The organism is Cellulomonas sp. (assembly GCF_035634735.1).
GTDB lineage: Bacteria > Actinomycetota > Actinomycetes > Actinomycetales > Cellulomonadaceae > Cellulomonas.
This window is the reverse complement of the sequence record NZ_DASQCJ010000194.1, coordinates 24,736-44,945: the sequence shown is the minus strand read 5'-3', so window position 1 is coordinate 44,945 and position 20,210 is coordinate 24,736. Positions and strand designations below refer to the sequence as shown.

At 77.9% G+C, this 20,210-nt stretch carries 15 protein-coding genes and 1 pseudogene; 9 read left to right on the top strand and 7 right to left on the bottom strand.

The features are described from left to right. The 3 genes and pseudogenes from VER05_RS16000 to VER05_RS15990 all read left to right on the top strand — a co-directional run. Positions 1–198 (top strand): annotated as a pseudogene (locus tag VER05_RS16000) (glycosyltransferase); the annotation flags it as partial. Positions 199–231: 33 nt separating this feature from the next. Beyond that, complete coding sequence (wecC, locus tag VER05_RS15995) at positions 232–1,494, top strand: UDP-N-acetyl-D-mannosamine dehydrogenase (protein ID WP_324846310.1); 1,263 nt, start codon at positions 232–234, stop codon at positions 1,492–1,494. Beyond that, on the top strand, positions 1,491–3,713 hold the full coding sequence (locus tag VER05_RS15990) for a glycosyltransferase (protein WP_324846309.1): 2,223 nt from the start codon (positions 1,491–1,493) through the stop codon (positions 3,711–3,713). Before wecC ends, VER05_RS15990 begins: the two co-directional genes overlap by 4 nt. Here VER05_RS15990 and VER05_RS15985 read toward each other — a convergent pair. From VER05_RS15985 to VER05_RS15960, 6 genes are all read right to left on the bottom strand, one after another. After that, positions 3,700–4,725, bottom strand: a complete 1,026-nt coding sequence (locus VER05_RS15985; protein WP_324846308.1) for a DUF6270 domain-containing protein — start codon at positions 4,723–4,725, stop codon at positions 3,700–3,702. The genes VER05_RS15990 and VER05_RS15985 overlap by 14 nt on opposite strands. Beyond that, on the bottom strand, positions 4,722–5,852 hold the full coding sequence (gene wecB, locus VER05_RS15980; RefSeq protein WP_324846307.1) for a non-hydrolyzing UDP-N-acetylglucosamine 2-epimerase: 1,131 nt from the start codon (positions 5,850–5,852) through the stop codon (positions 4,722–4,724). The genes VER05_RS15985 and wecB overlap by 4 nt, the downstream gene beginning before the upstream one ends. Positions 5,853–5,932: 80 nt before the next feature. Next, complete coding sequence (locus tag VER05_RS15975) at positions 5,933–6,820, bottom strand: ABC transporter ATP-binding protein (RefSeq protein ID WP_324846306.1); 888 nt, start codon at positions 6,818–6,820, stop codon at positions 5,933–5,935. Continuing rightward, entirely contained in the window at positions 6,807–7,823 is a 1,017-nt protein-coding gene (locus VER05_RS15970; RefSeq protein ID WP_324846305.1) for an ABC transporter permease, read from the bottom strand. Before VER05_RS15970 ends, VER05_RS15975 begins: the two co-directional genes overlap by 14 nt. After that, entirely contained in the window at positions 7,820–9,697 is a 1,878-nt protein-coding gene (locus tag VER05_RS15965; protein WP_324846304.1) for a glycosyltransferase family 4 protein, read from the bottom strand. Before VER05_RS15965 ends, VER05_RS15970 begins: the two co-directional genes overlap by 4 nt. Continuing rightward, complete coding sequence (locus tag VER05_RS15960; protein ID WP_324846303.1) at positions 9,694–11,022, bottom strand: glycosyltransferase family 4 protein; 1,329 nt, start codon at positions 11,020–11,022, stop codon at positions 9,694–9,696. Before VER05_RS15960 ends, VER05_RS15965 begins: the two co-directional genes overlap by 4 nt. A 186-nt stretch (positions 11,023–11,208) precedes the next feature. Between VER05_RS15960 and VER05_RS15955 the strand changes: the two genes are divergently transcribed. Together VER05_RS15955 and VER05_RS15950 are read left to right on the top strand one after the other, a co-directional pair. Then, the gene (locus tag VER05_RS15955) at positions 11,209–12,693 is read left to right on the top strand and encodes an NCS2 family permease (RefSeq protein WP_324846302.1); all 1,485 of its coding nucleotides are present in this window, start codon (positions 11,209–11,211) and stop codon (positions 12,691–12,693) included. A gap of 127 nt (positions 12,694–12,820) precedes the next feature. After that, positions 12,821–14,146: a UDP-glucose/GDP-mannose dehydrogenase family protein gene (locus tag VER05_RS15950; RefSeq protein WP_324846301.1), complete on the top strand. Its 1,326-nt coding sequence runs from the start codon at positions 12,821–12,823 to the stop codon at positions 14,144–14,146. Between the two features lie 114 nt (positions 14,147–14,260). On the opposite strand, the gene VER05_RS15945 is transcribed toward VER05_RS15950, so the two are convergent. Next, the gene (locus VER05_RS15945) at positions 14,261–15,175 is read right to left on the bottom strand and encodes an endonuclease domain-containing protein (RefSeq protein WP_324846300.1); all 915 of its coding nucleotides are present in this window, start codon (positions 15,173–15,175) and stop codon (positions 14,261–14,263) included. 281 nt (positions 15,176–15,456) lie between these two features. Here VER05_RS15945 and VER05_RS15940 point away from each other — a divergent pair, with 281 nt between their 5' ends. From VER05_RS15940 to VER05_RS15925, 4 genes are all read left to right on the top strand, one after another. Then, positions 15,457–15,909: a MarR family transcriptional regulator gene (locus VER05_RS15940; RefSeq protein ID WP_324846299.1), complete on the top strand. Its 453-nt coding sequence runs from the start codon at positions 15,457–15,459 to the stop codon at positions 15,907–15,909. A 10-nt stretch (positions 15,910–15,919) separates the two neighbouring features. Then, positions 15,920–17,242 (top strand): MFS transporter, encoded by a 1,323-nt coding sequence (locus tag VER05_RS15935; RefSeq protein WP_324846298.1) that lies wholly within the window; start codon positions 15,920–15,922, stop codon positions 17,240–17,242. A gap of 93 nt (positions 17,243–17,335) precedes the next feature. Next, a complete protein-coding gene (locus VER05_RS15930; RefSeq protein ID WP_324846297.1) occupies positions 17,336–19,117 on the top strand; it encodes a DUF4012 domain-containing protein in 1,782 nt (593 codons plus the stop codon). A gap of 267 nt (positions 19,118–19,384) precedes the next feature. Further along, entirely contained in the window at positions 19,385–20,152 is a 768-nt protein-coding gene (locus VER05_RS15925; protein ID WP_324846296.1) for an LPXTG cell wall anchor domain-containing protein, read from the top strand. Positions 20,153–20,210: the final 58 nt, after the last annotated feature.

Sequence of the window (20,210 nt, the reverse complement as noted above, 5' to 3'; positions counted from 1 at the left end):
CCCCGCGGGGAGGACACCGGCTTCCTCGCCGCCGCGGTCGCCGCTGGGGCCCGGGTCTACTCCGCCGACCGGTTCAACTTCCTCCAGATGCGCGGCGCCGACCCCGCGGCCCACACCTGGACCGCCACCGACGCCGAGCTGCTCGCGGGCGGCGACGTGGAGGTCGCCGGCCTGCACCCCGCCCACGTGCTCGTCTGACCCGCGCCCGACCCACCCCGAGGAGACCCACCCATGTCCGACCGCCCCGCCGTCGCCGTCGTCGGCCTCGGCTACATCGGCCTGCCGACCGCCGTCGTGCTCGCCGCGCACGGCGCCCGGGTCGTCGGCGTCGACGTCGACCCGGGCACCGTCGGCTCCGTGAACCGGGGCGAGGTGCCGTTCGTCGAGCCCGACCTCGGCGAGGCGCTCGCGGCGGCGGTGGCGGGCGGCGACCTCCGCGCCGCGACCACGGTGCCCGAGGCGGACGCGTACGTCATCGCCGTGCCCACGCCGTTCCGGCCGGACCGGACCGCCGACCTGTCGTGCGTGGACGCGGCCGCCGACGCGATCGCGCCCCGGCTCCGCGGCGGCGCGCTGGTGGTCCTGGAGTCCACCTCGCCGCCCGGCGCCACCCGGCACCTCGCGGAGCGGCTGCTGGCCGCGCGCCCCGACCTGTCCCTGGACGGGGCGGACGGACCGCCCCTGCACGTGGCGCACTGCCCCGAGCGCGTCCTGCCCGGCCGGATCATGCACGAGCTGGTCGCCAACTCCCGGGTGGTCGGCGGGCTGACGCCCGAGGCGGGCCGCCGCGCCCGCGACCTGTACGCGCGGTTCTGCACCGGGGAGATCGTGCTGACGGACGCGGTCACCGCGGAGACCGCGAAGCTCGCCGAGAACGCGTCCCGGGACGTCGGCATCGCGTTCGCGAACGAGCTCGCCGCGATCTGCGACCGGCTCGGCGTCGACGTCTGGGAGCTGCGCGCGATCGCGAACCGGCACCCGCGGGTCGACATCCTGCGCCCCGGCCCGGGCGTCGGCGGGCACTGCATCGCCGTCGACCCGTGGTTCCTCGTCGCGGCCGCGCCCGAGGAGGCCCGGCTGATCCGCACGGCCCGCGAGATCAACGACGCGCGGCCCGACGCCGTGGTGGACCGGGTGCTCGCGGCGGTGGCCGGCGTCGCCGCGCCGCGGGTGGCCGCGCTCGGCCTGGCGTTCAAGGCCGACATCGACGACCTCCGGGAGTCGCCCGCCCGGTGCGTCGTCGGCCGGCTGGCGGACCGGCTGGCCGAGCGGTCGCCCGCGGGGCGCGTGGCGGTCGTCGAGCCGCACGTGGCCGCGCTGCCGCCGGAGCTCGCGGCCCGGCCCGGGGTCACGCTCGAGCCGCTCGCGGACGCGGTGGCCGGGGCGGACGCGGTGGTGCTGCTGGTGGACCACGCGGAGTTCGTCGCCGCGGACCGGGCGGCGCTCGGGCTGGACGGCGCGGTCGTGGTGGACACGCGCGGGGTGTGGCGGTGACCCCGGCCGGGGTCCGGGCGCGGGTGCGGCGGCTGCTGCGGGGCCGGGGCCGGGGCCGGGCGGGGGGCGCGGGTGCGGCCGCGGGGTCGGCGGGCCCGGCGCGTGCGGCGCCGGCCGGTCCCGGGCCGGCGCGGGTCCGCGGCGCCGACGCGGAGACCCTGCTCGCCGCCGCGCGCGCCGACTGGGCGGCCGGGCGCCGGGACCGCGCGCAGGACGCCCTCCGGCGCGCCCTCGTGCTGCTGCCGGGCCGCGCCGACCTGTGGTTCCTGCACGCCCAGCGCGCCGTGGAGGCCGGCCGGCCCGACGCCGCCCTCGACGCCGTCCGCACCGCCCTCGACCTGCACCCCGCGCACGTCGGCGCCGTCGAGCTGCTCATCGAGCTCGCCCGGGTGCGGAACTGCGGGCACGCGCTGGTCCGGGGCGTGTTCGACGACCTCGCCGCGGCGCTGCCCGCGCACCCCGCCGCGCACCGCGGCGCGGTCGACCTGCTCATCCCGGCGCGGCACCGGGCCGGCGCCGCCGCGCTGGCCGCCGGGCCCGACCCGGTCGCGCGCGCCGCCGCCCGGCTGTGGCTGCACGGCGCCGGCGAGCCGGCCGAGGGCGACCCGCTCGCCGGGCTCGAGCCGGACGAGGCCCGGCTCGCGGAGGCCGTCGTGGACCTCGCGTGCGGCCGGGTGCGGCGGGCGGTCGACCTCGTCGCCGCGCTGCCCGCCGACCGGGTCCCGGTGGACGCGCTCCGCCGGGCGGTCCGCCGGCAGCTCGCCGCGGGGCGCCCCGCGCGCGCCGCCGTCCTGCTGGGGGAGTACCGCCGCGCGCGGCCCGCGGACGCGTGGGGCCGGCGCACCCAGCTCGCGTGCCGCCGGGCGGTGCGCGCGGCCGAGGCCGGCGCCGAGCCCAGCAACGCGCAGCTGGCCCGCCGCGGCTTCCCGGTCGCGCGCCGGGCCGCCGAGCCCGCGTACGAGCCGCACCCCCGCCGGCTGCTCTACCTGCTGCACAACTCGCTCCCGTACGCGTCGGCGGGCTACGCGACCCGCTCGCACGGCCTGCTGCGCGGGCTCGCCGCCGACTGGGACGTGCTCGGGGTGACCCGCCCCGGCTTCCCGTTCGACCTGCCCGGGCACGACGAGCTCCGGTCCGTCCCGGCGCGCGAGGTGGTCGACGGGGTCCCGTACGCGCGGCTCAGCACCGAGCCCGGCGTCTGGCCCAAGAACCCGCTCACCCGGTACGTCGCCGACTACGCCGACGCGGTGGCCGACCTGGCCCGGCGGGAGCGGCCCGCGCTGGTGCACGCCGCCTCGAACCACTGGAACGGGCTCACCGCGGTGCAGGCCGCGCGCCGGCTCGGCCTGCCGTCGGTGTACGAGGTGCGCGGGCTGTGGGAGGTCACCCGGGCGTCCCGGAACCCGGGCTGGGCGGGGTCGGGCATGTACCGCTACATCGCCCGGATGGAGGCCGACGCCGCGACCGCCGCGGACCGGGTCATCGCGATCACCGAGGGGCTGCGCGCGGAGCTGGTGGGCCGCGGGGTCCCCGAGGACCGGATCACCGTCGTGCCGAACGGGGTGGACACCCGCCGGTTCGTGCCGGTGCCGCGCGACGCCGACCTCGCGGAGCGGCTCGGCCTGGCCGGGCGCACGGTGATCGGCTACGTCGGGTCGATGCTCGACTACGAGGGGATCGACCTGCTGGTGCGCGCCGCCGCCGAGCTCGACCGCGAGCGCTCCGACTTCCACGTGCTGCTGGTCGGCGACGGCGCGGAGCGGGAGCGGTTCGAGGCGCTCGCGGACGAGCTCGGGGTGCTCGGCCGGGTGGTCACGTTCGTCGGCCGGGTCCCGCACGCGGACGTGGAGCGGTACTACTCGCTGGTCGACGTCGCACCGTTCCCGCGGCTGCCGCTGCCGGTGTGCGAGCTGGTGTCGCCGCTGAAGCCGTTCGAGGCCATGGCGGCGGGCAAGGCGGTCGTCGCGTCCGACGTCGCGGCGCTCGCGGAGATCGTGGACGACGGCGTCACCGGCCTGCTGCACGCCAAGGGCGACGCCGCCGACCTGGCCCGGCGCCTGCGGGAGCTGCTCGACCGGCCCGACCTGGTGCGGCGGCTCGGGGCGGCCGGGCGGGCGTGGGTCGAGCGGGAGCGGGACTGGGCGACGCTCGCCGGCCGGGTGTCGGCGCTGTACGAGGAGCTGGGTGCGGGCCGCGCCGCGGCGGTCAGCGCACGCTGACCATCGTCCCGGCCGACTCGACGCGGCGCGGGTCGTCCCGCCGGTGGTGCACCCGGAACCCGTACCGGCCGGGGGCGGCGAGCGCGACCTCGAACCGGGTGCCCCGCTGGTACGGCCGCTCCGCCACGACCTCGCCGCGGCGGGTCACCCGGAGCGCGAACGCCTCGCCCCAGGTGCGGGCCGTGGTGACCACGACCCGCCGCGGGCCCGCGGCCTCCACCTGCGGGCGGGGGACGGGCAGGCCCGCCCCGGGGTCGTCGGCGCGGGCCACGAGCGCCCCGGCCACCGCCGCGTAGACCGGCTCGGCGTAGTGGAACGGCGCCTCGCCCCACACGTTCGTCGGGCAGGACAGCGGGGTCACCGGCGCCCGCAGCACCCGGACCGGGGCGAGCCGCTCGCGGACCAGCCGGTAGTACGGGGCGGCCAGCGCGTTGAAGGTGCGCGCCGACGTGCCGAAGCTCGTCGGCGCCGGGGAGCCGTCGGCCGACCGCTCCGCCCACGGGACCTCCAGCAGCACCGTGCGGTCCGCGAGCCGCGCGGCGACCAGCCGGTCGAGCGCCCGCTCCGCGGCGGACGCCCAGCGCCCGAGGTGCTCCTCGCTGCCGAACGGCACGTGCCGGGCGCGGGCGGCGATCTCCGCGTCCAGCCCGCACTCGACGAGCTCCACGGTGCGCGTGACGAGGCCCCCGTCGGGCAGCTCGTACACCCCGAGCCGCTCGTCGGCGAGGTCCCACAGGACCAGGTCCACCCGGTCGCGCGCGGCCTCGATCCGGCCGTGCAGGTCGGCGGCCAGCGTGCCGCGCGCCATGCGCCGGCGGAACCGGGACGGCACCAGGACGCGGGGCGCGAGCGCCGCCGCCGCGGGCGACGGCCGGTCGGCCGCGAGCAGCGACTGCCGCGCGACGTAGTCGACCAGCGCGAACCGGTCGGGCGGCAGCCGGGCGAACGTGTCGCGCGCGACGCACGAGCCCAGCACGAGGGTGCGCATTGGGGGCGCCGGGGCGGCCCTCACGTGGCGACCTCGGCCGGCAGCAGGTCGCGCAGGGCGTCCAGGCTCCGCGCCGCGGCCGTGCCGTCGCCGTAGGGGTTCGCGGCGGTCGCCATCGCGGCGTGCGCCGCCGGGTCGCGCAGCAGCGTCCGCGCCTCGCGGACGATCGCCTCCTCGTCGGTGCCGACCAGCCGCACCGTCCCCGCGGCGACGGCCTCGGGGCGCTCGGTCGTGTCGCGCAGCACCAGGACCGGGGTGCCGAGGCTCGGCGCCTCCTCCTGCACGCCGCCCGAGTCGGAGAGCACCAGGTGCGCCAGACCCAGCAGCCGCGCGAACTCGGGGTACGGCAGCGGCTCCGTCACCAGGACGTTCGGCTCGCCGGCGACCTCCGGCAGCAGCACCTCGCGCACCGCCGGGTTCCGGTGCGCGGGCAGGACGACCAGGACGTCCTCGTGCTCGCGCGCCAGCCGGGCCACCGCGCGGCCGACGCCGCGCATGGCCTCGCCCCACGCCTCCCGGCGGTGCGTGGTCACCAGCACCAGGCGACGCCCGCAGCCGGCGGCGGACTCCAGGGCCCGGTCGCGGAACGGCGCGTCCCGGGCGACGGTGGCGAGCAGCGCGTCGACGACCGTGTTCCCGGTGACCACGACGCGGTCCGCCGGCACGCCCTCCGCCAGCAGGTTGGCGCGGCTGGTCGCCGTCGGCGCGAGGTGCAGCGCCGCCAGGTGGGTCACGAGCCGCCGGTTGCCCTCCTCGGGGAACGGCGACGCCAGGTCCCCGGAGCGGAGGCCCGCCTCGAGGTGCGCGACGGGCACGCCCCGGTGGAACGCCGCGAGCGCGGCCGCCGCCGCGGTGGTGGTGTCGCCCTGGACGACGACCGCGTCCGGGCGCTCGGCGGCGAGGACCGGGTCGAGGCCGTCGAGCACCCGGGCGAACAGCCCGGACAGGGACTGGCCGTGCCGCATGACGCCGAGGTCGTGGTCGGGCGCGATGCCGAACTGCGCGTTGACCTGGTCGAGCATCTCCCGGTGCTGGCCGGTCACGACGGTGATGCCCTGCATGTCGGGGGAGGCGTCCAGGGCGAGGACGACGGGGGCGACCTTGATCGCCTCGGGACGGGTGCCGTAGACGGTCATCACGCGGGCGGGCATGGCGGGGGCCTTCCGGGGGTCGGGGTCGGGGCAGGGCGGTCGGCGGCGGGGGCGGGGCGGTCGGCGGCGGGTCGGGGCGGTCAGGCGCGGGCGTGCCGCGGGGTGGCGTGGGCGGCGTCGGCGGGGGACAGGACGACGCGGGTGTCGGCGCCGGCGGCCACGGCCTCGCGCAGCAGGCGCTCCGCGGTGCCCGCCTCGCCGCGGGCGAGGTTCCAGGCCCACCAGCGGTACCGGCGCGCGACGTCCCGCGCCGGGCCGTCGAGCACGACCCGGCCGCGGTGCAGCCACACCGCCCGGGTGCAGGTCTCCTCGACGGTCTGCGCCGCGTGGCTCACCAGGAACACGCAGCCGGCGCTGCGGCGGAGCCGCTCCATGCGGGCCTCGCTGCGCTCGCGGAAGGCGGCGTCCCCGGTGGCGAGCGCCTCGTCCACCAGGAGGATCCGCGGGTCGGCCGCCGCGGCGATGGCGAACTTGAGCCGGGCGCCCGTGCCGGACGAGTACGTCCGCATCGGGCGGTGGATCGACGGGCCGATGCCCGCGACCTCGAGCACCTCGGGGTACGCCGCCGCGGCCGCCTCGGGGGTCATGCCCATCGCGAGGCAGCCGAGCCGGACGTTCTCCCGGCCGGAGAGCTCCGGCACCAGCGCCGCGTTGACCCCGAGCAGCACCGGGCGGCTCGCGGCGCGCACCCGGCCCCGGTGCGGCACCTCGAGCCCGGCGACCACCCGCAGCAGCGTCGACTTCCCCGAGCCGTTCAGGCCCACGACGCCCACGGCCTCGCCCGCGCGGGCGACCAGCGACACCCCCGCGAGGGCCCGCACCTGCTCGGTCGGCTCGAACCCGGCGGCGCGGGCCAGCGCGCGGCGCCAGCGCGGGGCGCGGTCGCGCAGCCCGGCGGCGGAGGAGGGCGTGCGGTACCGCACGTGCACGTCGTCCACGACCACCTGGACGAGGTCAGTCGTCGCCACAGCAGTCCTCCGCCCGCCAGGACCACAGCAGCCCCGCGACCAGCAGGGCGACCGACCAGCCGCCGAGCACGAGCCACGCGGCGCCCGGCGGCGTCCGGCCGTACAGCAGGCAGTCGCGGGTGATCTGGAGCAGCCGGTACATCGGGTTCAGGTCGACGAGCGCCAGCACCTGCGGGTGCTCGACGAACCGCTCGTAGGAGAAGAAGACCGCGGAGGCGTAGAACCACAGCCGGGTCAGGAACGCGATCACGTGCTGCAGGTCCGGGACCCGGGTGGTGGCGCGGCAGGCGACGAGCGCCAGGCCCGCGCAGAGCAGCACCTGGAGCACCAGGGCCGGCGGGACGAGCAGCCACCGCCACGACAGCACCGGGCCCGGCGGGAGCAGCACCACGAGCACCACCATGGCCACCAGGACCAGCAGGTACGACAGCGTCTCCCGCACGACGGCGGCCAGCGGCAGCGCGGCCCGCGGGAACGCGAACGCCCGCACGAGCGCCTGCCGCCGCAGCAGCGACATGGCCCCCGCGTTCAGGCACCGGACGGTGTACTGGAACATGAACGTGCCGACCACGAGGTAGCCGAGGAAGTTCTCGATCCCCCGGCTCGACCGCAGCACGAGCCCGAACACGACCAGGTACACGGTGGCGTCGAGCACCGGGCGCAGCACCAGCCACACCCGGCCCAGCAGCGTGCCGCTGGTCCCCGACCGCACCCGGGCGCGGGCGTCGCACAGCACGAAGTGCCGGCGGCCCCAGAGCCGGGACAGGTAGGCGTCGAGCGGCGGCCGGCCGGCGACGGGGCCGAGGTGGGCGCCGTCGACGACCTCGCGGCGGACGGGGCGGGCGCCGCGGCGGGGGTGGCCGGTCGGGTCGGGGTCGGGCGGGGGCGCCGTGGCCGCCACGGGTGCCGGGGCCGCCGCGGGTGCCGGGGGCGTGGCCGGGTCCGACGGGCCCGGCCCGGGGCGGGCGGTGCCGGCGGTCGCCGGCGCGGGCGCCCCGGTCACCCCGCCGCCCCGAGCCGCTCGTACAGCACCCGGTACGCCGCGCCGACCCGCGCCCAGGTCCGCTCCGCCGCCACCACGCGCCCCGCCCGGGTCAGCGCGGCCGCGGCGGCGGGGTCGGCCCGCAGGCCCGCGAGCGCGTCCGCCAGCGCGGCGGCGTCGTCCGGCGGCACCAGCAGCCCGGAGCCGTCGGGCAGCACCTCGGCCAGCGCCGGCAGGTCGCTCGCGACGACCGGCCGCCCGAGCGCCATCGCCTCGACCGGCTTGAGCGGGGCGACCCGGCGGCAGACGGCGAGGTCCCGGCGCGGGACGACGAACGCGTCCAGCGCCTGGTGCCAGCGCGGGGCGGCCGCGGCCGGCACCCGGCCCCGCAGCAGCACGGCGTCCGCCACGCCGGCGGCGGCGGCGCGGCGGCGCAGCCCGGGCAGCGCGACCCCGTCGCCGACGACGCACGCGCGGACGTCCAGGCCGCGCGCCCGCAGCAGGGCGACGGCGTCGACGAGCGTGCCCAGGCCCTCGTAGTCGACGACGCTGCTGACGGTGCCCACCCAGAAGCCGTAGGCGGGCAGGCCGAGCGCCCGGCGGGCGGCCGCGGGGCCGGGGTCGGGCAGGGTGAGCAGCCGCGCGTCGACGCCGTTGGGGACGACGGTCACGCGCTCGGCGGGGACGCCGCGGGCGACCAGGTCGTCCCGCAGGGTGCCGCTGAGGGCGACGACGTGGTCGGCCGCCGCGGCCACGGCCGCCTCCTGGGCACGCAGCAGGGCGAACCGCTCGCTGGCGGCGGCGCGGTCCCGCGCGGCGGCGTCGGGCCGGCCCGCCACCCAGGTCTGCTCCAGCAGCCCGCGCACCTCGTACACCCACGGGACCCCGAGCTCCGCGGCGAGGGCGGCGACCACCTGCCCGTTGCCGTAGGGGGTGGTCGTGTGCAGCACGGTCGGCCCGAAGGCGTCGGCGAGCGGGCGCAGCTCCGCGACGGTGCGGGCGGCGCGCTCGACGACGGTGCGCGGCGGGGCGAGCGGCAGCAGCCGCCGGTACGGGACGCCGTCGACCACGTCGCACCGCCGGGCGGTCAGGCGGCCGACCGAGACCGGGTAGCCGATCCGGGTGGCGGCGGCGACCCGGACCCCCGCGGCGGCCTGGGCGCGCAGCACCGCGTGCGAGCGGACGGCGTAGCCGCTCGGGGTGTGCGGGACGGACGAGGTGAGCAGGTGCAGGGCGGCGGGGTCGCGGGTCGCGGCGGGGGCGAGGCGGCGGCGGGGCGCAGACCGGGGCGCCGGGCTGACCGCGAACCCGGGCTGCAGCGTGGCCACCTCGGCGGCGAGCCGGCGGGCGAGGCGCGCGTCGCCGGCGGCGCGGGCGTGGTCGAGGGCGCCGCGCACGTCGCCGTCGCGCCAGGCGGCGCGCGCGGCGGCCGCGCCGCGGGGCAGGACGACGCCCGCGGGCGCGCCCGACCCCGAGCCCGGCGCGGCGTCCGACCCCGGCGCCGGCGCCACGCCCGCCTTGGCGCCCGCGGCGCCCGCCCGGTCGAGCTCCACCGCCACCTCCGCGAGCACCCGCCGCCCGGGCCGGGTGCGCGCCCGGGCCCAGGCCGCGGGCAGCAGCGCCGCGGCCTCCTCGCGGTGCCCGGCGACCCAGTGCCCGAGCACGCGGCGCGCCCCGGCCGGCGGGCCGCCGCGCAGCAGCACCCCGGCCACCCGGGCCGTCGCGGTCGGCGGCAGCCGCCGGGAGGCCTGCACGACCAGCAGCGCCCGGTCCTCCCGCAGCATCCGGGTGGCCACGCCCGCGGCGACCGCGGTCGCGCGCAGCACGTCCCGGGCGCGGGGCCGGGGCGCACCCCGGACCACGCGGGCGTCCCGGCCCCGCGGGGCGGCCGTCACGGCGCCACCTCCGCGAGCAGGTCGAGGTAGTGCGCCGCGAGCCGGTCGAGGTCGGCGTGCTCCGCCACCCAGCGCCGGCCGCCGGGGCCGACGTCGAGCCGCGCGCGGTCCGCGGCGAGCGCGGTCCACAGCGCGACCAGGGCGTCCGCGTCCTCGGGCGGCACGACGTCGCCCGCGCCGGCGTCCCGCACCACGGCGGCCGCCTCGCCCGCCACGGCCGCGGACACGTGCCGGCCGACCGCCATCGCCTCGTAGAGCTTCGACGGCACGGTCCAGGCGAACGGCGGCCAGTCGCGCAGGGCGACCAGCACGGTGTCCGCCCAGGCGTAGTGCGCCGCCACCTCCGCGCGCGGCACCCGGCCGACCAGCTCGACGGGCGCCCCGGTCGCGGCGACCTCCGCGCGCAGCGCCGCGTCGTCGAACCCCGAGCCGACGAGCCGCAGCCGCACCGCGACGCCGCGGTCCCGCAGGGTGGCGACGGCGCGCACGGCGGTGCACAGGCCCTGGCTGCGGCCGGTGGTGCCGAGGTAGAGCACGTGCAGGGCGGCGGCGGGGGTGCCGTCGACGCCGCCGGCGCCGTCGTCGGTGCCCGGCGCCGCCCGCGGGGGCCCGGGCGCCGGGGCCGGCGTCACGGGCACGCCGTTGCGCACCACCGCCACCCGGGCGACGCCCCGGTCCCGCAGCACGTCGGCGAACGCGACCGTCGTGGTCACCACGAGCGCGGCCCGGCGCTGCGCCCACCGGACGAGCGCGGCCGCGACGCGCAGCAGCAGCCGGCCGAGGCCGCGGGCCACGTCCTCCAGGGCCTCGACCTCGAGCACGTCGGGCCACGCGTCGCGCATCTCGACCACCACCGGCCGCCGGGGGCCCGCGAGCGCCAGGGCCGCGAGCAGCGACGGCCCGCCCGGCGCGGTCGCGATCACGACGTCCGGGCGGTCGGGACCGTGCAGCCGGCGCCGGCCCAGGACCACCGAGTCGAGGGCGGCGCAGAGCTGGTCCAGCAGCCTGCTGCGGACGTCGACCCCGTGCTCCCGGTACCGCACCCGGTGCACCGTCTCGCCGGCGGGCCCGTCCTCGCGGGCCCACGGCCGGTTCCGCGGGCCGTCGCCGGTCCGCCCGGCGGGGTAGTGCGCGGGCGGGGCCAGCACGGTCACCCGGTGCCCGGCGGCGACGAACCGGGCCGACAGCTCCCGCCAGCGCGCGGCCGGCGGGCAGGTCTCGGGCGCGTAGTGGTGCGTGACGAGGGCGACGTGCAGGGGTCGACCGGGCCGCCGGGCGGACGCCTCCGCGCCCGCGCCCGCCGTCGTCCCGTCCGCTGCTCGCACGGAACCGCATCCTGTCGGCGGCGCGCGGGCACTCAGAGCGCGCACCCGGAGCACTCAGGGGAGCGGGCCGCCACCTACCCGCCGGCCGGGGCGGCGCGGGCGCGCACCCGCCGGTGTGTTTCGAGCCGGTGAACGCTTCCCGGACACCCGCGACCGCACCGTCACCCGTCCGCCATACTTCCCCCCATGTCCACCACCTCCCCGCGGGCGACCGCTCCGGCGTCCGCCGCGCCGAAGAACGCGGTCGACCGGTTCTTCAAGATCTCCGAGCGCGGGTCGACGATCGGCACCGAGATCCGCGGCGGTCTCGTCACCTTCTTCACGATGAGCTACATCATCGTGCTGAACCCGCTCATCCTCGGGACCGTCCAGGACGGCTCCGGGAACTTCCTCGGCGGCGGGTCCGAGCCGAACATCCCGATGATCGCGGCGACCACCGCCCTGGTCGCGGGCGTCATGTCGATCCTCATGGGCGTCGTCGCCAACTTCCCGCTGGCGCTGGCGGCGGGCCTCGGCCTCAACGCCGTCGTCGCCTACTCGATCGCCTCGCTGCCGGACATGACCTGGGCCGACGCCATGGGCATCGTGGTGCTCGAGGGCCTGATCATCCTCGTGCTCGTGCTGACCGGGTTCCGGGAGGCCGTGTTCCGCGCGGTGCCGATGGAGCTCAAGACCGCGATCAGCGTCGGCATCGGCCTGTTCATCGCGTTCATCGGCCTGTTCGACGCCGGCTTCGTGCGGATCCCGTTCAGCCAGGCCACGCCGGTCGAGCTGGGCATCGGCGGCTCGCTGGGCTCCTGGCCGCTGCTCGTGTTCGTCGTCGGCCTGTTCCTCGCGATCATCCTCATGGCCCGCAAGGTGCACGGCGCGATCCTCATCGCGATCGCCACCTCGACGGTGCTCGCGATCGTCGTGGAGGCCGTCGGCAACCTCGGCGAGCGCTCCGCGGACAACCCGGACGGCTGGTCGCTGGCCGTCCCGGCCGTGCCGGACTCCGTCGTCGCCGCGCCGGACTTCTCGCTGCTCGGCCAGTTCTCGCTGTTCGGCTCGATCGAGAAGATCGGGATCGTCGCGGTGATCCTGCTGGTGTTCTCGGTGATGATCGCCGACTTCTTCGACACGATGGGCACGATGGTCGCCGTCGGCGGCGAGGCGGGCCTGCTCGACGAGGAGGGCAACCCGCCCCGCACCCGGTCGATCCTGGTCGTCGACTCGATCGCCGCGGCCGCCGGCGGCGCCGCCTCGGTGTCGTCGAACACGTCCTACGTCGAGTCCGCGGCGGGCGTCGGCGACGGCGCGCGCACCGGCCTCGCGTCGGTGACCACCGGCGTGGCGTTCCTGCTCGCGACCTTCCTGGCCCCGGTGGTCGGCATGGTGCCGTTCGAGGCGGCCACCCCGGCGCTGGTCGTCGTCGGCTTCCTCATGGTCATGCAGGTGTCCGGCATCGACTGGAAGAACTTCGAGGTCGCCGTCCCGGCGTTCCTCACGATCGTCCTGATGCCGTTCTCGTACTCGATCACGGTCGGCATCGGCGCGGGCGTCATCTCGTTCGTCGTGCTGAAGCTGGCGCTCGGCAAGGTCCGCACGGTGCACCCCCTCATGTGGGTGGCCGCGGCCCTGTTCGTCGTCTACTTCCTCATCGGCCCGATCAAGTCCTGGCTGGGCGTCTGACCAGCCCCGTCGCACCCTGACCGCGCCCGCCCGGACCCCGCGTCCGGGCGGGCGCCGTCGTCGGGCGGGGGTCCCGGTGCGCGGCTAGGTTCGTCCCGTCCCCCCGACGACCGCCGAAGGGTCCCCCATGCGCGTCTCCGTGATCGGCTGCGGCTACCTGGGTGCCGTGCACGCCGCGAGCATGGCCCAGCTCGGGCACACCGTCGTCGGCGTCGACGTGGACGCCGCGAAGGTCGACCTGCTCGCCTCGGGCACCGCGCCGTTCTACGAGCCGGGGCTGCCCGAGCTGCTCCGCGAGGTCGGCGGGGGCGATCGGCTGGCGTTCGGCACGGACCCGGCGGCGGTGGCCGGCGCCGCGGTGCACTTCCTGTGCGTCGGCACCCCGCAGCAGCACGGCGAGTTCCGGGCGGACCTGAGCCACGTCGAGGAGGCGTTCGCCGCGCTGCTGCCGCACCTGCGCCCCGGCGACCTCGTCGTCGGGAAGTCGACCGTGCCCGTCGGGACCGCGGAGGCGCTGGCCGCGCGGCTGACCGGCACCGGCGCGACGCTCGTGTGGAACCCGGAGTTCCTGCGCGAGGGCTTCGCGGTGCAGGACACGCTGCACCCGGACCGCCTGGTGTACGGCCTGCCCACCGACGACGACGGCGTCCCGACCCCGGGGGGCGACCGGGCCCGCACGATCCTGGACGAGGTCTACGCCGCGCCGCTCGCGGACGGCACCCCGCTCGTGGTCACGGACTACGCGACCGCGCAGCTCGTGAAGGTGGCGGCGAACAGCTTCCTGGCGACGAAGATCAGCTTCATCAACGCGATGGCCGAGTTGTGCGAGGCGACCGGCGCGGACGTCACCCGGCTCGCGGACGCCATCGGCTACGACGACCGGATCGGGCGACGGTTCCTCAACGCAGGGCTCGGGTTCGGCGGCGGCTGCCTGCCGAAGGACATCCGGGCGTTCATGGCGCGGGCCGGCGAGCTCGGCGTCGACCAGGCGCTGTCGTTCCTGCGCGAGGTCGACGCGATCAACATGCGCCGGCGGGTGCGGATGGTGGACCTGGCCCGCGAGGTGTGCGGCGGCTCGATCGTCGGCCGGCGGATCGCCGTCCTGGGCGCGGCGTTCAAGCCGGACTCGGACGACGTCCGGGACTCGCCGGCCCTGTCGGTGGCGGCGCAGATGCAGCTCCAGGGCGCGCAGGTCGTGGTGACGGACCCGCAGGCCGTGGACAACGCGCGGCGGGCGTGGCCGGGCCTGACGTTCGCCGCGACCGCGGAGGAGGCGGTGGCCGGCGCGGACGTCGTGCTGCTGGCCACGGAGTGGCGGGAGTACCGGGACCTGGACCCGGAGCGCGTCGGCGGCCTGGTCGCGCGCCGCGCGGTCCTGGACGGCCGGAACGTCCTCGACCCGCGCGCCTGGCGGGCGGCGGGCTGGACCTACCGCGCCCTGGGCCGCCCGTAACCCCTCCGCTCTCGCTCCGCTCGCTCCGCTTTCTCCCGAGACCTCGCCGAGATGGCATCTCTCGGCTGTGCGAAAGTCGCCCGACACAGCCGAGAGATGCCATCTCGGCGGGTGTCACCGGCGCAATGCACGGCGCACCCAGATGACAGGGCGCTCGGGGTGGCGGAGCACGTCGTCTGCCGTGCAGGTGATGACGCGCCAGCCGAGCGACTCGAGAGCCGCCCGCCTCGTCCGGTCGCGCAGCCAGGTGCGGCGGTCGGTGCGGTGGATGTCCCCGTCGTACTCGATCGCCACGCGCTCCTCCTCGTAGGACAGGTGGGGCATCGCGACGACCTGACCGTCGGCGTCGTGGACGAGGACGTTCACGGAGGGGCAGGGGAGGCCGGAGTCCGTCAGCGTCCAGCGCAGCCGCGACTCCATGCACGAGTCCGTGCCGGCCCGCGCCTGGCCGAGCGCGTGGCGCAGCAGGCGCACGCCGCGGGCGCCGGGAGGGAGCCCGGCGACGGCGCGGTCCAGGTGCTCGGGTCGGCACAACGGGCCTTGGCGGCGCATCAGGGCTTCGGCGGCGACGACGAGCTCTCGCGGCGCGACGGCGGTCGCCAGCTGCAGCCACGCGGCCTCCGGGAGCGCGACCCGGACGCCCAGCGGCATGCGGAGGTAGGGCACGTCCGCCGCCGAGCGGCGGTGCCCGACCAGACCGCGTCGACGGGGAAGCGACCGGCCCGGCCCGACCTCGACGTGGAGGTCGCCGGCCGGGTCGATGCCGAACGGCAGGTCGGCCCCGAGCAGGGCGAACGCGGTGCCGTGGCAGAACACGGCGTCCGGCGGCAGCGCCGGCGCGAACTCCTGGCACCGGGCCAGGACGTCGCCGGCTGCCGGCGCCGGACCCGCGGCACGCACGGAGGGAGTCGGGATGCGCAGGCCGGCGCGGCGCATCGCGTCCTCGGGCGTACCGGCCGCGAGGCCGTCGGCGACGGTGAACGGCCCGCGGCGCAGGGTGGCTGGGAGCGGTCGGTCGTGGCGGGGCATGCCGCCACGCTGCTCTTCCGAGTCCCCGGGCGCAGCCCCCGACTCCGCCATCTGTGGACAACCTCTGCCGCCCGCGCCGAGGTCCACCGCCGAGATGGCAACTCTCGGCTGTGCGTCGGTGGCTCCCGGCAGCCGAGAGTTGCCATCTCGGCGGGTTGTGCGCGCGGGGTAGAGGCGGGGGGTAAGGGCGGGGTAGAGGCGGGGGGTAAGGGCGGCGCCGGGCGCGGCAGCGGGACAGAGGGCAGTTTGGTTAGCGAAGGTAATGACGTAAGGTAACGATCGTGACTGCCGCTCCCGCACCCGCGCCCGAGGGCGTCGCCGTGACCGAGCTCGCCGGGGAGCTGCGGGTCGCGCTCGCCAAGTCGACCCGGCGCATCCGCGCCCGCCGCGGCGCCGCCGACCTGCCCGACCCCCAGTTCAACGTGCTCGCGATCCTGCTGCGCGAGGGGCCGCTCAGCCCCGGCGCGCTCGCCGACGCCGAGCACGTCCAGCCGCCCTCCATGACCCGCACCGTGAACGCGCTCGTGGAGCTCGGGTTCGTGCAGAAGTCCGAGCACCCGACCGACGGGCGGCAGGTCGTCGTGAGCCTGACCGCGCAGGGGGAGGCCGAGGTCCGCGAGACCCGCCGCCGCCGTGACGCGTGGCTCGCCGCCCAGCTCGACACCCTGACCGACGACGATCGCCGGACCCTCGCGCAGGCCGCCGTGCTGCTGCGCCGGATCGCGGCGGGATGAGGCCGCCCGCATGAACTCGACGTTCGCGTCGCTCCGCTACTTCAACTACCGGCTGTGGTTCGCCGGCGCGCTGGTCGCGAACGTCGGCACCTGGATGCAGCGCGTCGCGCAGGACTGGCTCGTCCTGACCGACCTGTCCGACGACTCCGGCCTCGCGGTCGGCATCACGACGGCGCTGCAGTTCGCCCCGACCCTGCTGCTGTCCGCGTGGGCCGGCGTGCTGGCCGACCGGGTCAACCGGCGGAAGCTGCTCATGATCACGCAGGGGGCGCAGGGCGTGCTCGCGTTCGGGCTGGGCGCGCTCGTGCTGTCCGGGCACGCGCGGCTGTGGCACGTCTACCTGTTCGCGCTGGCGCTCGGGGCGGTCGCGGCGCTCGACCAGCCGGTGCGGCAGACGTTCGTCGCGGAGCTCGTGCCCGCGAACCGGCTGTCCAACGCGGTCGGCCTGAACAGCACGTCGTTCAACGCGGCCCGGCTCATCGGCCCGGGCGTCGCGGGCCTGGCGATCGCCGCGGTCGGCACCGGCTGGGTGTTCGTCATCAACGGGGTGTCGTTCGCGGCGACGATCCTCGCGCTCACGCTCATGCGGACCGGCGAGCTGCACACCATGCCGGTCGCCCCGCGGGCGAAGGGCCAGATCCGCGAGGGCGTCCGGTACGTCCGCGGGCGCAGCGACATCCTCGTGATCATGGCGGTCATCGGCGTGGTGTCGACGTTCGGCCTGAACTTCCAGATGACCAGCGCGCTCATGGCCCGCGCGGAGTTCGGCAAGGGCGCGGGGGAGTACGGGATCCTCGGCTCGGTGCTGGCGATCGGCTCGCTCGCCGGCGCGCTGCTGGCGGCCCGGCGCGAGCGGCCCCGGGTGCGGCTGGTGATCGGCGCGGCGTTCGCGTTCGGGGTGGCGACGGGCGTCCAGGCGCTGATGCCGACCTACGTGTCCTATGCCGTCGCGTGCATCCCGGTCGGGCTCGCCTCACTGACGATGATGACCGCCGCGAACACGACCATCCAGATGTCGACCGACCCCGTCGTGCGCGGCCGGGTGATGTCGCTCTACATGATCGTCATGCTCGGGGCGACGCCGATCGGGTCGCCGATCGTGGGCTGGATCGGCGAGCAGTTCGGCCCGCGGTGGTCCATCGGCATCGGCTCGATCACGGCGCTCATGGTGTCGGTCGCGGCGGGGCTGTGGGCGCGGAAGCACTGGCGGGTGCAGGTGCGCTACCGGTTCCTCAGCCGGCCGCACCTCCAGGTGCTGCACCCGGAGGTCCCGGCCCCGCGGCGCGGCGTCGACCAGGTCGCGGCGCGCGAGGCGGCCGACGCGGCGCTGTAGCACCGCGTCCGCACCCGGGGCGCACGTCGTCCCGAGCGGGTGAACCCGCGCCCGACCCCTTGCCCGATTTGTCCGATATGTGACGATCGACGGATGGCAGTCCGACGGCGGGTGCTCATCGCGGTGGCGGCGCTGCTGGCGGGCGCGCTCCTGCTGGGCGGGTGGCTGGCGTTCCGGGTGTATCAGGCCGGCACGGCGCTGCGGGACCTGCAGGCCACGGCCGACGGCGCCCGGGCGGAGGCCGACGCGCTCGACGTCCCGGCGCTCGAGGCGCGGCTGCCCGGCGCGCAGGACGCCGCCGCCCGCGCGGCCGACGCCGTGGACGACCCGGTCTGGCGGCTGGCCGAGCGGCTGCCGCTGGTCGGCGACGACCTCCGCGCGGTGGCCGTCGTCGCCACCGCCGCCGACCGGCTGGCCCACGACGCGGCGCCCGACCTGCTCACCGCGCTCGGCGCCGTGGTCCACGCCGGGGCCCGGCCGGCGGAGGCCGTCCCCGCGGGCTGGGTCGACCTGACCCCGGTCGCCGCCGCCGCCCCGGCCGCCGCCCGCGCCGCGACCGTGGTCGACGGCCTGCGCGCGGACCTGGCGACGATCGACCCGGACCGGCTCGTCGGCCCCGTCGCCGGCCCGGTCGCGCAGCTGCGCCGCGCGCTCGACGGGGCCTCGGGCTCGCTGTCGGCGGTCGGAGAGGTCGCGGCGGTGCTGCCGGACCTGCTCGGCGCCGACGGCCCCCGCACCTACCTGCTGCTGTCTCTCAACCCGGCGGAGCTGCGCGCGCAGGGCGGCATCGTCGGCGCGGTCGCGGTGCTCCAGGTCGCGGACGGCGCGGTCGGCCTGGTCGGCCAGCGGAGCACCGTCGACCTGCCGGAGCTCGCCGCCCCCGCGCTGCCGCTGTCCGACGCGGAGGCGGCGCTGTACGGCGACCGGCCGGGGCGCTGGGTGCAGGACTCGGTGCTCGTCCCCGACTTCCCGCGCGCCGCGGCGCTGGCCGCCGCGTTCTGGCAGCAGTCGACGGGTCAGGTCGTGGACGGCGTGATCGCGACCGACCCGGTCGTGGTGGCGGACCTGCTGTCCGCGACGGGGCGCACGGTGCAGGCCGACGGGGAGGAGCTCGGCGGCGACACGCTGCTGCAGGCGCTGCTGCGCGACGCGTACCTGGCGTACGGCGACCCGCGGTGGGGCGACGCGTTCTACGCGCAGGTGGCGACGGCCGCGTTCGCGGTGCTGCGGGACGCCACCGCCGACCCGGCGACCGCGCGGGTGGCCGGCCAGGCCCTGCTCGACGCGGTGGACCAGCGCCGGGTCGCCCTGTGGACCGCCGACCCCGCGGAGCAGGCCGTGCTGGCGCGCACCCCCCTCGGCGGCGCGTTCCTCACCGGCGACGCCGCGACGCCGACGGGGCGGGTCGGCGCGGCGCTCGGGGTGTTCCTCGACGACGCGACCGCCGGCAAGCTCGACTTCGACCTCACGACGACGGTGACCGTGACGATGCAGGGCTGCGGCACCGCCGACCCCACGGCCCGGGTGGACCTGGCGCTCGACTACGCGCCGCCGGCGGACGTGGCGGGCTACCCGGCCCAGGTGCTCGGCGACGGGCGGTCGGGCGTCCCCGCGGGCTGGCTGGCGACGAACGTGTCGTTCTGGTCGCCGCGCGACGGCCGGGTCGGGCCGGTGTCCCGCGACGGGGTCGTGGTCGGGGGCCAGCAGGCGTCCGCGGCGCGACGGGACGTAGCAGTCCTGACGTCGCGGCTCGCGCCGGGGGCCGCCGAGACGTACAGCGTGACCGTGCCGGCGCCGGGCGGGGCGCTGACCGTGTGGACCACCCCGACGCTCACCGGCCCGGGGGTCGTGACCGGGGAGTGCGCGGCCGGCTGACCCGTGGTCGCCCGTCGGTGTGATTTCACCCGCCGGCCCGCCGGAGGCCCGCCGACCCGGCCGTCGGGTGCCCGCGCAGGTCAGGGGCCCGCCCGCCGGTCGACCCGCCCCTGACCGGGCGACATCCGCGTGATGACGCGGAACTTCAGCCCCCGCAGCCCGCGCGCCGCCCGCCCGGCCGTGCCTACCATGACCGAAATGTCCGATTTGTACGAATCGGGCCCCAGTCCGGCGACGATGCCGGGCGCCCGGTCCTTGGGGGAGCACATGGCACACCGGCGACGCATCCTGATCGGCCTGGTCGCGGCGGCCGCCGCCGTCCTCGGCCCGGTCTCCCCGGCGCTGGCGGCGCCCGCGACCCCCGCCGCGGCGGCCCCGGCGGCCCCGGCCCCCGCCGTCACCCTCGGCGACTGCGAGAACCCGGACCCGACCGACGCGCCCGCCGACGGCTACGCCCCGCCGACCCGGTGCGAGCTCGGCATCGCCCGCGCGCAGGCCGTGTGCCTCGCGTCGGCGCCGGCGCTGTCCTACGCGGTCGAGCCGGTCGGCACGTCGAACCAGACGGTGACGATCACCTGGCACCACCCGGGCGGCGAGGACCTCGTGCAGTCGGGGCTGCCGCTGAGCGGGCAGGTGTACTGGCCGGGCACGGTGGTCGTGGACGGCGTGGTCGTCGACTGGCCGGGCTGGACGCAGCTGCCCGACGGCTCGTGGGCCGAGCACGACGCCTACGACTACACCCGCCCGCAGGTCGAGGTGACGTTCGAGGTCAACCCGAGCGCCACGACGGTCGTGTCGTACCCGCCGGCCTCGGCGGTGTGCGCGAACCCGCCGCAGTCCCAGGTCGCCGGCGTCGTCGTGACGTCCGACGTGCTCGCCGCGCCCGAGGAGGCCGCGGGCGTGCAGGCGGCCTCCGCGGTGCTCGCGGTCACCGGCTCGAACGCGACGCCGCTGCTGCTCGCGGCGGGCCTGCTCCTGCTGGTCGGCGGGGTGCTGGTCGCGATCCCGGTGCGCCGCCGGCACCACGCGGGCTGAGCGGGACGGACGGGAGGGCGCCGGGGCCGGCCCCGGCGCCCTCCGCCACGCCCGGGGC